The organism is Pseudomonas sp. RIT-PI-S (genome assembly GCF_025642975.1).
Classification (GTDB): Bacteria; Pseudomonadota; Gammaproteobacteria; order Pseudomonadales; family Pseudomonadaceae; genus Aquipseudomonas.
On record NZ_JANZKJ010000023.1, the window covers coordinates 1 to 13488 of the forward strand.

Here is a 13488-nt window from a genome sequence, read left to right on the forward strand (position 1 = left end):
CGACACCAGCCAGGGCAAGGTGCTATCAGGCAACCGCGTCCAGGAACTTTGAGGTCGAGTGTCGACAATCTTTGAAAAAACCTTTGACTTGGCAGTGTTTCTGCCCAAGGATTGGCGAATTGCTTACTCAGGTGTCGACAATATGTGGGATGGCCCCGAGTTGCCCCTCGCCCTTGAGGCAGATTCTGAAACAATTGCGGAATCCGTGTTCCGCCGTATTCAGGCAGCCATTGTCAGCGGCGATATCGCTCCAGGCAGCAAGATCTCCGAACCGGAACTGGCCCGCACCTACGGCGTTAGCCGTGGCCCGCTGCGCGAGGCTATTCATCGGCTGGAAGGGCAGCGCTTGTTGGTCCGCGTGCCCCACGTCGGCGCGCGCGTGGTTTCCCTGAGCCAGGCTGAGCTGATCGAGCTGTACGACATCCGCGAATCGCTCGAAGGCATGGCCTGTCGGCTGGCGGCGGCGCGGATGAGCGCGGCTGAAGTAAATGAATTGCGACGGGTGCTCGAGACCCATGAGCGCGACGCAGGCTTCCAAGCTGGTGTTGGCTATTACCAGCAAGAAGGCGATTTCGACTTCCATTACCGGATCATCCAGGGCAGCGGCAATCGCACGCTTGCGCAGCTGCTGTGCGGTGAGCTGTACCAATTGGTGCGCATGTATCGCATCCGTTTCTCCACGACCCCAAACCGGCCCCATCAGGCGTTCGCCGAACACCATCGGATTCTCGACGCTATCGCCGACCGGGACGGCGAGCTGGCGGAGCTGCTGATGCGCCGCCACATCGCCGGGTCCCGGCGCAATGTCGAGCGGCATATGGCGGGGCAGGCCACAGAACAATCGCAACGAGGTGAGTCATGACCCAGCACAGCACTCCCGGCCAGCGTTTCCGCCAGGCCGTCGCCAGCGAACATCCCTTGCAAGTGGTTGGCACCATCAACGCCAACCACGCGCTGCTGGCCCAGCAGGCGGGGTTCAAGGCGATCTATCTGTCCGGTGGCGGTGTGGCCGCCGGCTCCCTCGGCTTGCCAGACCTGGGGATCAGCAACCTCGATGACGTGCTCACCGATGTGCGCCGCATCACCGACGTGTGCGAGTTGCCGCTGTTGGTAGACGTGGACACCGGTTTCGGCTCTTCGGCCTTCAATGTGGCGCGCACCGTTCGCTCGATGATCAAGTTCGGCGCTGCCGCCATGCATATCGAGGACCAGGTAGGCGCCAAGCGCTGCGGCCACCGCCCCAACAAGGAAATCGTGTCGCTCGGCGAGATGGTCGACCGTATCAAGGCCGCCGTGGATGCGCGCACCGATGACAGCTTCGTGATCATGGCGCGCACCGACGCCTTGGCCGTGGAAGGGCTCGAGGCCGCGTTGGAGCGGGCCGAGGCCTGTATCGAGGCCGGGGCGGACATGGTCTTCCCCGAAGCGATCACCGAGCTTGCGATGTACAAGACCTTCGCCGACCGGGTGCGCGCGCCGATCCTCGCCAATATCACCGAATTCGGCGCAACGCCGCTGTACACCACCGAGGAACTCGCCTCGGTGGACGTGGCGATGGTGCTGTACCCGCTGTCCGCCTTCCGCGCCATGAACAAGGCCGCGGAGAACGTCTATGGCGCGATCCGCCGGGACGGCACGCAAAAGAATGTGGTGGATACCATGCAAACCCGCATGGCGTTGTATGAATCCATCGGTTATCACGCGTTCGAACAAAAGCTCGACGCGCTGTTCGCTCAGAAGCGCTGAACGCTGCGGGCGGCTGATCCGAATAACAAATTCAAGAAGGAGAATCCAATGGCTGAAGCAAAAGTACTGAGCGGCGCCGGGCTGCGTGGCCAGGTCGCGGGGCAGACCGCTCTGTCCACGGTAGGCCAGGCAGGCGCCGGCCTCACCTATCGCGGGTACGACGTGCGCGAGCTCGCAGCCCACGCCGGGTTCGAGGAAGTTGCCTACCTGTTGCTCGAGGGCGACCTGCCCACTCGCCAGCAACTGGACACGTACCTGGCGCGGCTGCAAGGTATGCGCGACCTGCCGCAAGCGCTCAAGGACGTGCTGGAGCGCATTCCTGCCGACACCCACCCCATGGACGTCATGCGCACAGGCGCCTCGATGCTTGGCAATCTCGAGCCCGAGGGCGGCTTCGAGCGCCAGCGTGAAGTGACTGAGCGCTTGCTCGCCGCGTTCCCGGCGATCATGTGCTACTGGTACCACTTCAGCCGTAACGGCAAGCGCATCGAGTGCGCCAGCGACGAGCCTACCCTGGGCGGGCACTTCCTCCATCTGCTGCATGGCAAGGCGCCCAGCGAGCTGCACCGCAAGGTGATGGACGTGTCGCTGATTCTCTACGCCGAGCACGAATTCAACGCATCGACCTTCACCGCGCGGGTGTGCGCGTCCACCCTGTCGGACCTGTACTCCTGCGTGGTCGCGGCCATCGGTTCGTTGCGCGGGCCATTGCATGGCGGTGCCAACGAGGCGGCCATGGCGATGATCGAGAAATTCGCCTCCCCCGAGGAAGCGACCGCTGGCACCCGTGAGATGCTGGCTCGCAAAGACAAGATCATGGGCTTCGGCCACGCCATCTATAAAGAGTCTGACCCGCGTAACGAAGTGATCAAGCAGTGGTCGCGCAAGCTGGCCGACGAGGTGGGCGACACTGTGCTGTTCCCGGTGTCCGAGGCGATCGACAAGGTGATGTGGGACGAGAAAAAACTGTTCCCCAACGCCGACTTCTACCATGCCTCGGCGTATCACTTCATGGGCATCCCCACGCCGCTGTTCACGCCGATTTTCGTCTGCTCCCGGGTCACCGGCTGGGCCGCCCATGTGTTCGAGCAGCGTGCCAACAACCGCATCATCCGCCCGAGCGCCGAATACATCGGCGTCGAACAGCGCGCCTTTGTGCCATTAGCCGACCGTTGAAGAACGCTGGCGAAACAGCGCTGACCACAGGGTAGGGCCGCAGAGCCCTTCTTTGGCCCATACCGTGATCGAGCCCTTGCAACCATGAACACTGATTACCGTAAACCCCTTCCCGGCACGGCCTTGGACTTTTACGACGCCCGTGCCGCGGTCGAAGCCATCGCCCCTGGTGCCTACGCGGGCCTTCCCTACACCTCCCGCGTGCTGGCCGAGAACCTGGTGCGCCGCTGCGACCCGCACACGCTGCGCGCGTCCTTGTCGCAGTTGATCGAACGCAAGCGGGACCTGGACTTCCCCTGGTTCCCGGCGCGGGTGGTGTGTCATGACATCCTCGGCCAGACCGCATTGGTTGACCTGGCGGGCCTGCGCGACGCCATCGCCGAGCGCGGCGGCGACCCGGCGAAGGTCAACCCGGTGGTGCCGACCCAATTGATCGTCGACCATTCGTTGGCCGTGGAATGTGGCGGCTATGATCCAGACGCCTTCGCCAAGAACCGGGCAATCGAAGATCGGCGCAACGAAGACCGCTTCCATTTCATCGACTGGACCAAGCGCGCGTTCAAGAACGTGGACGTGATCCCGCCTGGCAACGGCATCCTGCACCAGATCAACCTGGAGCGGATGTCGCCGGTGATCCAGGCGCGGGACGGCGTGGCGTTCCCAGACACCCTGGTGGGCACCGATTCGCATACTCCGATGGTCGACGCGCTCGGGGTGATCGCCATCGGCGTGGGCGGGCTGGAAGCGGAGAGCGTGATGCTTGGCCGCGCCTCTTGGATGCGCCTGCCGGAAATCGTCGGGGTAAGCTTGAGCGGCCGCCCGGCCCCGGGCATCACCGCCACCGACGTGGTGCTGTCGCTGACGGAGTTTCTGCGCCAGCAGAAAGTGGTAGGGGCCTACCTGGAATTCTACGGAGAGGGCGCCAGCAACCTCACCCTCGGCGACCGCGCGACCATCGCCAACATGGCCCCCGAATACGGCGCTACCGCGGCGATGTTCGCCATCGACGAGCAGACCATCACCTACCTGCGCCTCACTGGCCGTGAAGACGAACAGGTCAAGCTGGTGGAAACCTACGCCCGCACTACAGGGCTGTGGGCGGACGACCTGGCGCAGGTGGAATACGAGCGTGTGCTGCACTTCGACCTCGGCACGGTGGTGCGTACCCTCGCCGGGCCGTCCAACCCGCACCGCCGCTTGCCGGTGAGCGAACTGGCCGCGCGCGGGGTGTCTGGGGTAGTGGAAAACGAACCCGGCAAGCTGCCCGATGGCGCGGTGATCATCGCCGCCATCACCAGCTGCACCAACACCAACAACCCACGCAATATGGTTGCCGCCGGCCTGCTGGCGCGTAACGCCAACCGCCTGGGCCTCACCCGCAAGCCGTGGGTGAAGACCTCCCTGGCGCCCGGCTCGAAAACCGTGGCGCTGTACCTGGAAGAGGGGCAATTGCTGCCGGAACTGGAACAACTGGGCTTCGGCGTGGTGGCGTTCGCCTGCACCACCTGCAACGGCATGAGCGGCGCGCTGGACCCCGTCATCCAGCAGGAAATCATCGCCCGCGACCTGTACGCCACCGCCGTGCTGTCCGGCAACCGCAACTTCGACGGGCGCATCCACCCCTATGCTCGCCAGGCGTTCCTGGCCTCGCCGCCGCTGGTGGTGGCCTACGCCATTGCCGGGACCATTCGTTTCGACATCGAGAAAGACGTACTCGGCCGTGGCCCCGGCGGAGAAGAAATCCGTCTCAAGGACATCTGGCCCAGCGATGAAGAGATCGACGCGGTGGTCAAGGCGTCGGTCAAGCCCGAGCAGTTCCGCCGGGTATATATCCCCATGTTCGCCGTGCAACCGGGCAGCACCGAGAGCATCAGCCCGCTTTATGCCTGGCGGCCTGCCAGCACCTATATCCGCCGCCCACCCTATTGGGAGGGTGCGCTCGCTGGCGAACGCAGCCTGACCGGCATGCGCCCGCTGGCGTTGCTGGGCGACAACATCACCACCGATCACCTGTCGCCGTCCAACGCCATCATGTTGGACTCCGCCGCCGGCGAGTACCTGGCGCGCATGGGCCTGCCCGAAGAAGACTTCAACTCCTACGCCACCCACCGTGGCGATCACCTCACCGCCCAGCGGGCGACCTTCGCCAACCCCAAGCTGTACAACGAAATGGTGCTCGACGCCACGGGGCAGGTGAAGCAGGGCTCCTTGGCCCGGGTGGAACCCGAAGGCCAGGAAATGCGCATGTGGGAGGCGATCGAAACCTACATGCAGCGCAAGCAGCCGCTGATCATCATCGCCGGCGCCGACTACGGCCAAGGCTCTTCGCGGGACTGGGCGGCCAAGGGCGTACGCCTGGCCGGGGTCGAGGCTATCGTGGCCGAAGGCTTCGAGCGCATCCACCGCACCAACCTGATCGGCATGGGCGTGCTGCCACTGGAGTTCATGGCCGGCACCAATCGCCTTACTTTAGGGCTCGATGGGACCGAAACCTATGACGTGGAAGGCGCACGCACGCCACGTTCGTTCCTGGTGCTGGTGATCCACCGGCGCAACGGCGAGCGCCTGGAAGTGCCGGTGATCTGCCGCCTGGACACCGCCGAAGAGGTGTCCATCTACGAGGCGGGTGGAGTGCTGCAGCGCTTTGCCACCGATTTTCTCGAATCCACCACCGCGGCGGCCTGAGCCGCGGTCTTCAGGAAGCTGCCATGGCACATCCAGCGCAACTACGCATTCTCGCCACCTACATGCGTGGCGGCACCAGCAAGGGGGTGTTCTTCCGCCTCCAGGACCTGCCGCCCGCCGCGCAAGCCCCTGGGCCGGCCCGTGACGCTCTGCTGCTACGGGTTATCGGCAGCCCGGACCCCTACGGCAAGCAAACGGACGGCATGGGCGGCGCGACCTCCAGCACCAGCAAGGTGGTGATCCTCTCGCCCAGCACCCGGCCGGAGCATGACGTCGACTACCTGTTCGGCCAGGTTTCCATCGATGCACCCTTCGTAGACTGGAGCGGTAACTGCGGCAACCTGTCTGCCGCCGTGGGCGCCTTCGCCATCAGCAGCGGCCTGGTCGATTCGCAATGGGTGCCCCGCGACGGCGTGGCGACGGTGCGCATCTGGCAGGCCAATATCGGCAAGACCATCATCAGCCATGTGCCCATGACCGCGGGCGCGGTGCAGGAAACCGGTGACTTCGAGCTGGATGGGGTCACCTTCCCGGCTGCCGAAGTGCGCCTGGAGTTCCTGGACCCAGCGGACGAAGGGGAGGGCGGTTCGATGTTCCCCACCGGCCGGCTGGTCGACGACCTGGAGGTGCCCGGTGTCGGCACCTTCAAGGCCACGATGATCAACGCGGGTATCCCGACGATCTTCCTTAACGCGGCGGACCTGGGTTACAGCGGTACCGAGCTGCAGGGGGCCATCAATGACAATCCCGAGGCCCTGTCGCGTTTCGAGCGCATTCGCACCGCCGGTGCGCTGCGCATGGGGCTGATTCGCGACCCCGCCGAAGCCGCTACCCGCCAGCACACGCCCAAGGTCGCTTTCGTGGCACCGCCGGCCAGCTACACGGCGTCCAGCGGCAAAGCGATAGCGGCGGGGGATGTGGATGTGCTGGTGCGGGCACTGTCCATGGGCAAGTTGCACCACGCCATGATGGGCACGGCAGCAGTGGCGATAGGCACGGCCGCGGCAGTGCCTGGCACGTTGGTGAACCTGGCGGCCGGCGGCGGCGAGCGGCAGTCGGTGCGTTTCGGGCACCCGTCCGGTGTGCTGCGGGTAGGGGCCGAGGCGCGGCAGGTCGATGGCGACTGGATCGTGACCAAGGCGATCATGAGCCGCAGTGCGCGGGTGTTGATGGAAGGGTGGGTGCGGGTGCCGGAGGTGTAGGCTATCCCGGGCTTTCGCCCGGTTCCACCCCATTCTGTGGGCGCTGGGGAGCCTGGGAACAGAGGGGCCGCCCAGGTTATTTGAAGCGCCGCTCAACGCCCATTTCCACGAGGATCTTCGCGGAGATTTCCTCCACGGAAAAATGCGTGGAATTGATGTGCAGGATGTTTTCCCGGCGGAACAGGTTTTCCACTTCGCGCACTTCGAACTCGCATTGGGCGAAGCTTGAGTAACGGCTGTTCGCCTTGCGCTCATGGCGAATGGCGGTGAGCCGGTCCGGGTCGATGGTCAGGCCGAAGAGCTTATGCCGGTGCGCGCGCAAGGCCTGGGGCAATTGTAACCGCTCCATGTCTTCTTCGGTGAGCGGGTAGTTCGCGGCGCGGATACCGAACTGCATGGCCATGTAAAGGCAGGTCGGCGTTTTGCCGGAACGCGAAACGCCCACGAGAATCAGGTCGGCCTTGTCGTAGTAATGGGTGCGCGCGCCGTCGTCGTTATCCAGCGCGAAGTTGACCGCCTCGATGCGGTCCATGTAGTTCGAATTGCGCGCGATGGAATGGGATTTGCCTACCGAATACGACGAATGCGAGCCCAGTTCCAGCTCCAACGGGGCGAGGAAGGTCGAGAAGATGTCGATCATGAACCCGTTGGAGGTGGCGAGTATTTCGCGGATGTCCTGGTTGACGATGGTATCGAAAATGATAGGGCGCACCCCGTCGCGTTCCGCTGCGGAGTTGATTTGCTGAACCATCGCCCGGGCTTTTTCCACACTGTCGATATAGGGGCGCGTGAACTTGTTGAAGGTTATGGTTTCGAACTGCGCGAGCAGACTCTGGCCGAGGGTTTCGGCAGTGATGCCGGTCCCATCGGAGATGAAAAAAGCAGATCGTTTCATGTGCGCCCTGGGCCTTAGGCTGTGGAAGGATCCTGAGATATCATAGGCCCGCTTCGCCGGCCGCTGAGCCTCGCATTCTCACGCATTTCGAAGGCTTGGGCCACTGTGCCCCGGAGGGCGCCAAGAAGGCGCCCGGTCTAACCCCTTTTGTGGAGACATCACCTTGGTAGAGTACGTAGTTTCCCTCGATAAGCTCGGCGTCCATGATGTGGAGCACGTGGGGGGCAAAAACGCATCCCTGGGCGAGATGATCAGCAACCTCGCTGGCGCCGGTGTGTCCGTGCCCGGCGGCTTTGCGACCACTGCCCAGGCCTATCGGGACTTCCTCGAGCAAAGCGGGCTCAATGCACAGATCCACGCCGCGCTCGACGCCCTCGATGTGGATGACGTCAATGCCCTGGCCCGAACCGGCGCACAGATCCGCCAATGGATCATGGAAGCCGAGCTGCCCGAGCAGCTCAACCAGGAGATCCGCGAGCATTTCGCCGAACTCTCCCATGGCAACCCCGACATCGCCGTCGCCGTGCGCTCCTCGGCCACCGCCGAAGACCTGCCCGATGCCTCCTTCGCCGGCCAGCAGGAAACATTCCTGAACATCCGTGGCGTGGACAACGTGATCCGCGCCGCCAAGGAAGTGTTCGCCTCCCTGTTCAATGACCGCGCCATCGCCTACCGGGTTCACCAGGGTTTCGACCACAAGCTGGTTGCCTTGTCCGCGGGCGTGCAGCGCATGGTTCGCTCCGAAACGGGTACCGCCGGGGTGATGTTCACCCTGGACACCGAATCGGGCTTCCGCGACGTGGTATTCATCACCGGTGCCTACGGCCTGGGCGAAACCGTGGTGCAGGGCGCGGTCAACCCGGATGAGTTCTACGTTCACAAAGCCACCCTCGAGGCGGGTCGCCCGGCGATCCTGCGCCGCAACCTGGGCAGCAAGGCGATCAAGATGATCTACGGCGACGAAGCCCGTGCCGGGCGTTCGGTGAAGACCGTAGACGTGGACAAGGCCGAGCGCGCGCGCTTCTGCCTGACCGACGCTGAAGTCAGCGAGCTGGCCAAGCAGGCAATGATCATCGAGAAACACTACGGCCGCCCGATGGATATCGAGTGGGCCAAGGACGGTGACGACGGCAAGCTGTACATCGTTCAGGCCCGCCCTGAAACCGTGAAAAGCCGCGCCAGCGCTAACGTCATGGAGCGCTATCTGCTCAAGGAAAAAGGCACCGTGCTGGTAGAGGGGCGCGCCATTGGCCAGCGCATCGGCGCCGGCAAGGTGCGGATCATCCGCGACGTGTCGGAAATGGACAAGGTCCAGCCGGGTGACGTGCTGGTATCGGACATGACCGACCCCGATTGGGAACCGGTGATGAAGCGCGCCAGCGCCATCGTCACCAACCGTGGCGGCCGTACCTGCCACGCGGCGATCATTGCCCGCGAGTTGGGCATCCCCGCGGTGGTCGGTTGCGGCAATGCCACCTCGCTGCTCAAGGATGGCCAGGGCGTGACGGTGAGCTGCGCCGAAGGCGATACCGGCTACATCTTCGAAGGCGAACTGGGCTTCGATATCAAGCAGAACTCGGTCGATGCCATGCCCGAGCTGCCGTTCAAGATCATGATGAACGTCGGTAACCCGGACCGCGCCTTCGACTTCGCCCAGTTGCCTAACGCAGGCGTGGGCCTGGCGCGGCTGGAGTTCATCATCAACCGCATGATCGGCGTGCACCCCAAGGCGCTGCTCAACTACGCGGACCTGCCGCCCGAAATCAAGGACAGCGTGGACAAGCGCATCGCGGGCTACAACGACCCGGTCGGCTTCTATGTGGAAAAGCTGGTCGAGGGCATCAGCACCCTGGCCGCGGCGTTCTACCCGAAGAAGGTCATCGTGCGGCTGTCGGACTTCAAGTCCAACGAGTACGCCAACCTCATCGGCGGCAAGCTGTACGAGCCGGACGAAGAAAACCCGATGCTGGGCTTCCGGGGCGCTTCGCGTTATATCAGCGAAGCGTTCCGTGACTGCTTCGAACTCGAATGCCGTGCGCTCAAGCGGGTGCGTAACGAGATGGGGCTGGATAACGTCGAGATCATGGTGCCGTTCGTGCGTACCCTCGGCGAAGCCAGCCAAGTGGTCGAGCTGCTGGCCAGCAATGGCCTCAAGCGTGGCGAGAACGGCCTGCGCGTGATCATGATGTGCGAGCTGCCCTCCAATGCATTGCTGGCCGACGAGTTCCTCGAATACTTCGACGGCTTCTCCATCGGCTCCAACGACCTGACCCAGCTCACCCTGGGGCTGGACCGGGACTCCGGGATCATCGCCCACCTGTTCGACGAGCGTAACCCCGCGGTCAAGAAACTGCTGGCCAATGCCATTCAGGCTTGCAACAAGGCTGGGAAGTACATCGGGATTTGCGGCCAGGGCCCTTCGGACCACCCGGACCTCGCCAAGTGGCTGATGGAGCAGGGCATCGAAAGCGTATCGCTCAACCCCGATTCGGTTCTCGAAACCTGGTTCTTCCTGGCAGAGGGGCAGGCTTGAGCAGATAATCCTCACCCCCGGTTCGCCGGGGGTGTGTTTTTTCTCTGATCGAAGCCTGTGAACCATGCAAAGCAGCAGCCGTTTATTTCCTGTCGCATTGCTCCGCGCGGAGCGATGTGGCGACCTCAGCGAAGACGTTTACCGGATCAAGGCGGGCAACAGCCCAGACTTCACCGTGGAGCTGGCCATCACCCGGCTGGGCCTGGCGGACAACAATGGCGCTGGCCGCGGCGCCCCGGTGGTGCTGCTGCATGGCAGCTTTTCCAACCGCCGCTTCTGGTACTCACCCAAGGGCATCGGCCTGGGCGCCACGTTGGCACGCGCCGGTTTCGACGTGTGGATTCCCGAGATGCGCGGCCACGGCCTGTCGCCTCGCAACCAGCAATACCGCCACAACACCGTGGCCGACTACGCCCGCTATGACCTTCCAGTGATCAATGCCTTCGTGACCGAGCTCAGCGGCCAGCGGCCGTGCTGGCTCGGTCATTCACTCGGCGGCATCACCCTGGCCATGGCGCTAGGCGCGCGTTACCTGGCGGCCGACGAGTTTGCTGGCGTGGCCTTGTTCGGCAGCCAGGTCAGCCGCACGGCCTGGCCGCTGCGGGTCGCGCCATTGAACTGGGCGGCGCGGCTGGTGCTGCGCGGCTTCGAACATCTCTCGGGCCCGCGCTTCAAGCGAGGGCCCGAGGATGAGCCAGCGGGCATCGGCCTGGAGTTACTGCGCTGGCATGGCTTGCGACGGCGGCTTGGCCGTGGCGGAGCGGACTGGCGCGACGGCCTGGCCGAAGTGAAGCTGCCGTTACTGGTCGTCGCTGGAGCCGGGGATCGCCAGGATCCGCCCTGGGCCTGCGAGCAGTTGTTCCTACGCTTCGGCGGGGACGGCCAGTTCCTGATGCTGGGGCAGGCTCAAGGGTTCAGCCAAGATTTCGGCCACGTCGATATGCTGGTCAGCAAGGCCGCGCAGGCACAGGTGTGGCCGCAGGTGGTGCGCTGGCTGTCGGCACCGGCGCGCGTGCTGCCCCAGGCCAGTGTGGCAGAGGGCCTGGCGGCCTTCGAGGGGCAGGCTAAGCTCTGACATTTGCCTTGGAGGCCCTCGCCCTGTGTTCGTAGCCCTGGAACGCCTGATCAACCTCGACGAAGGCTACAAGCGCGCTTTCGACGTAGCGGGGCGGCAGTTGCTGTTGATCGTCGATCAAGGCCAGCACTTGCTGTTCGAAAACCGCTGCCCTCATCAAGGCGCGCCGCTGCACGACGGTACCCTGGCAGGAGGGCTGCTGCGCTGCCGCCGGCATGGCATCGAGTTCGATGTGCACAGCGGCCGCCCCCGCCAGGCCCACTGTGGCTCGCTTATCCGCTGGCCAGTAGCCTATGATGGCGACCGTCTTGGCCTGGATGTGTAACAGGCCGTTCCCACGCGAAAAAGGAGTTCACCATGCACTACCTTACGCCAGACCTGTGTGATGCCTACCCTGAGCAAGTCCAGGTGCTCGAGCCGATGTTCAGCAACTTCGGCGGCCGTGATTCCTTCGGCGGGCAGATCGTGACCATCAAATGTCACGAAGATAATTCGCTGGTAAAGGAGCAGGTCGATACCGACGGCAAGGGCAAAGTGCTCGTCGTCGACGGCGGCGGCTCGCTGCGTCGGGCGTTGCTCGGCGACATGCTGGCGGAAAAAGCCGCGCACAATGGCTGGGAAGGGATCGTGATCTACGGCTGCATTCGCGATGTGGACGTGATCGCCCAGACCGACCTCGGCGTGCAGGCGCTGGCCACTCACCCAATGAAGACGGACAAGCGTGGGATCGGCGACCTCAACGTACCGGTGACCTTCGGCGGTGTGACCTTGCGCCCTGGGGATTACCTCTATGCCGACAACAACGGCGTGATCGTGTCGCCCGTTGCCCTGAGCATGCCCGAATAACCGCAGAGGATACGCAGTCGCTGATGGCGGAGAATGACAATGCACAGTGGGGGCTGGTGCATGCACTGGTTCTCGATGGCCAGGGCGGTGCCAGGACAGTAGCCCGCGCCGAGCTTGCCAGCCTGCGTCTGGGCGAGGCCGAAAGCTTGTGGTTGCACTGGGATCGCAGTCATCCCCAGACCCGCGCCTGGTTGCGCGAGCAGAGCGGCCTGAGCGAGTTCAGTTGCGATCTGCTGCTCGAAGAGAACACCCGGCCGCGGCTGGTGCCGTTGCCGGATTCGCAATTTCTGCTGTTTTTGCGCGGCATCAACCTCAACCCTGGCGCTCAGCCAGAAGACATGGTCTCGGTGCGCATTTTCGCCGAACAGCGGCGGGTGATCTCCCTGCGCCTGCGCTCGCTGCGAGCCACCGAGGATCTGGTCGCCCGCTTGGCAGCAGGGGATGGGCCACGCAATGCCGCTGACCTGGTGCTGTACCTGGCCGAGCGGCTGACCGTGCGCATTCAGGCGGTGGTGGACCAACTGACCGAAACCCTCGACGCCGAGGAGGAGCGCGTGGACGCCGAGGAAGGCTATGCCCCGGAACACTCGGTTCTTCTACATCTACGGCGCCGTGCGGCTGGGTTGCGGCGTTTTCTCGCACCTCAGCGCGACCTCTTCGCCTTGCTAGGGCGCAATTGCCCAGGCTGGTTCGCCGGGCAAGACAACGACTACTGGAATGAGCTGAACAACAGCTTGATCCGTTACCTCGAAGAGCTGGAATTGAGCCGTGAACGGGTCGCGCTGCTGCTCGAGGCCGAGCAGCGGCAACTCAGCGAGCGGATGAACCGCACCATGTACCGGTTTGGCGTGGTGACAGGCATCTTCCTGCCCATTACGTTCATTACCGGCCTGCTCGGCATGAACGTGGGAGGGCTGCCGGGGGGGAACGACCCTGAAGGCTTTTTCATTACCTGCGGGGTAATCCTGGCTGTAGCTTTAGGCCAATGGTTGCTGTATCGGCGGCTTCGCTGGTTGTGAAGTTGCTCAAGGATGTGACCTGCGCTCTGGGGGCTGCGTCTTTGAGTCAAATTCGTGAGGTGATCATGCACGATCCATTCGAACAGTCCCTGAAGGACATGCTCAACGCCACGCCCTCGGGCCGCGACGACGATGCGTGCCTGGACCGGGTGCTCAAGACCGCTAACCGTCAGGTCGGCGCCCAGGACCTGTTCGGCTTGATCGGGCGCTGCTTCCAGGCCAGCATGATCGCTGTGAGCAAGGGCGCGCCGCATGTCGCCCCGGCTACCCGTCGTTCCCGTACCGCGCAGCGCGCGGATAAGGCTGATTGA

General features: G+C 63.9%; 12 protein-coding genes. 11 read left to right on the forward strand and 1 reads right to left on the reverse strand.

Annotated elements, in window-relative coordinates; genetic code table 11:
• Positions 1-142 precede the first annotated feature (142 nt).
• The 5 genes from OGL93_RS21720 to prpF all read left to right on the forward strand — a co-directional run bounded on the left by OGL93_RS21720 (position 143) and on the right by prpF (position 6809).
• The gene (locus OGL93_RS21720; RefSeq protein ID WP_263265123.1) at positions 143-862 is read left to right on the forward strand and encodes a GntR family transcriptional regulator; all 720 of its coding nucleotides are present in this window, start codon (positions 143-145) and stop codon (positions 860-862) included.
• Entirely contained in the window at positions 859-1746 is an 888-nt protein-coding gene (prpB, locus tag OGL93_RS21725) for a methylisocitrate lyase (protein ID WP_263265091.1), read from the forward strand. Before OGL93_RS21720 ends, prpB begins: the two co-directional genes overlap by 4 nt.
• Before the next feature lie 48 nt (positions 1747-1794).
• Entirely contained in the window at positions 1795-2922 is a 1128-nt protein-coding gene (gene prpC, locus OGL93_RS21730; RefSeq protein WP_263265092.1) for a 2-methylcitrate synthase, read from the forward strand.
• A gap of 84 nt (positions 2923-3006) precedes the next feature.
• Positions 3007-5607: a Fe/S-dependent 2-methylisocitrate dehydratase AcnD gene (acnD, locus tag OGL93_RS21735; protein WP_263265093.1), complete on the forward strand. Its 2601-nt coding sequence runs from the start codon at positions 3007-3009 to the stop codon at positions 5605-5607.
• A 23-nt stretch (positions 5608-5630) separates the two neighbouring features.
• Positions 5631-6809 (forward strand): 2-methylaconitate cis-trans isomerase PrpF, encoded by a 1179-nt coding sequence (gene prpF / locus OGL93_RS21740; RefSeq protein ID WP_263265094.1) that lies wholly within the window; start codon positions 5631-5633, stop codon positions 6807-6809.
• Between the two features lie 76 nt (positions 6810-6885).
• On the opposite strand, the gene OGL93_RS21745 is transcribed toward prpF, so the two are convergent.
• Positions 6886-7704 (reverse strand): pyruvate, water dikinase regulatory protein, encoded by an 819-nt coding sequence (locus OGL93_RS21745; RefSeq protein WP_263265095.1) that lies wholly within the window; start codon positions 7702-7704, stop codon positions 6886-6888.
• Between the two features lie 163 nt (positions 7705-7867).
• On the opposite strand from OGL93_RS21745, the gene ppsA reads away from it, so the two are divergent.
• The 6 genes from ppsA (at position 7868) to OGL93_RS21775 (ending at position 13488) form a co-directional block, all read left to right on the forward strand.
• Positions 7868-10237, forward strand: coding sequence for a phosphoenolpyruvate synthase (gene ppsA, locus OGL93_RS21750; RefSeq protein ID WP_263265096.1), 2370 nt, complete (start codon positions 7868-7870; stop codon positions 10235-10237).
• 64 nt (positions 10238-10301) lie between these two features.
• Positions 10302-11312, forward strand: coding sequence for a lysophospholipase (locus tag OGL93_RS21755; RefSeq protein WP_263265097.1), 1011 nt, complete (start codon positions 10302-10304; stop codon positions 11310-11312).
• A gap of 25 nt (positions 11313-11337) precedes the next feature.
• Entirely contained in the window at positions 11338-11637 is a 300-nt protein-coding gene (locus tag OGL93_RS21760) for a Rieske (2Fe-2S) protein (RefSeq protein WP_263265098.1), read from the forward strand.
• Between the two features lie 32 nt (positions 11638-11669).
• Entirely contained in the window at positions 11670-12158 is a 489-nt protein-coding gene (gene rraA / locus OGL93_RS21765) for a ribonuclease E activity regulator RraA (RefSeq protein ID WP_263265099.1), read from the forward strand.
• A gap of 23 nt (positions 12159-12181) precedes the next feature.
• Complete coding sequence (locus tag OGL93_RS21770; protein WP_263265100.1) at positions 12182-13177, forward strand: zinc transporter ZntB; 996 nt, start codon at positions 12182-12184, stop codon at positions 13175-13177.
• 65 nt (positions 13178-13242) lie between these two features.
• Complete coding sequence (locus OGL93_RS21775) at positions 13243-13488, forward strand: CrfX protein (RefSeq protein WP_263265101.1); 246 nt, start codon at positions 13243-13245, stop codon at positions 13486-13488.

What these genes read in the sequence shown, in the direction of transcription:
- OGL93_RS21720 (WP_263265123.1), top strand. Translation starts at nt 143, where the DNA reads ATGTGGGATGGCCCCGAGTTGCCCCTCGCCCTTGAGGCAGATTCTGAA.
- prpB (WP_263265091.1), top strand. Translation starts at nt 859, where the DNA reads ATGACCCAGCACAGCACTCCCGGCCAGCGTTTCCGCCAGGCCGTCGCC.
- prpC (WP_263265092.1), top strand. Translation starts at nt 1,795, where the DNA reads ATGGCTGAAGCAAAAGTACTGAGCGGCGCCGGGCTGCGTGGCCAGGTC.
- acnD (WP_263265093.1), top strand. Translation starts at nt 3,007, where the DNA reads ATGAACACTGATTACCGTAAACCCCTTCCCGGCACGGCCTTGGACTTT.
- prpF (WP_263265094.1), top strand. Translation starts at nt 5,631, where the DNA reads ATGGCACATCCAGCGCAACTACGCATTCTCGCCACCTACATGCGTGGC.
- OGL93_RS21745 (WP_263265095.1), bottom strand. Translation starts at nt 7,704, where the DNA reads ATGAAACGATCTGCTTTTTTCATCTCCGATGGGACCGGCATCACTGCC.
- OGL93_RS21755 (WP_263265097.1), top strand. Translation starts at nt 10,302, where the DNA reads ATGCAAAGCAGCAGCCGTTTATTTCCTGTCGCATTGCTCCGCGCGGAG.
- rraA (WP_263265099.1), top strand. Translation starts at nt 11,670, where the DNA reads ATGCACTACCTTACGCCAGACCTGTGTGATGCCTACCCTGAGCAAGTC.
- OGL93_RS21770 (WP_263265100.1), top strand. Translation starts at nt 12,182, where the DNA reads ATGGCGGAGAATGACAATGCACAGTGGGGGCTGGTGCATGCACTGGTT.
- OGL93_RS21775 (WP_263265101.1), top strand. Translation starts at nt 13,243, where the DNA reads ATGCACGATCCATTCGAACAGTCCCTGAAGGACATGCTCAACGCCACG.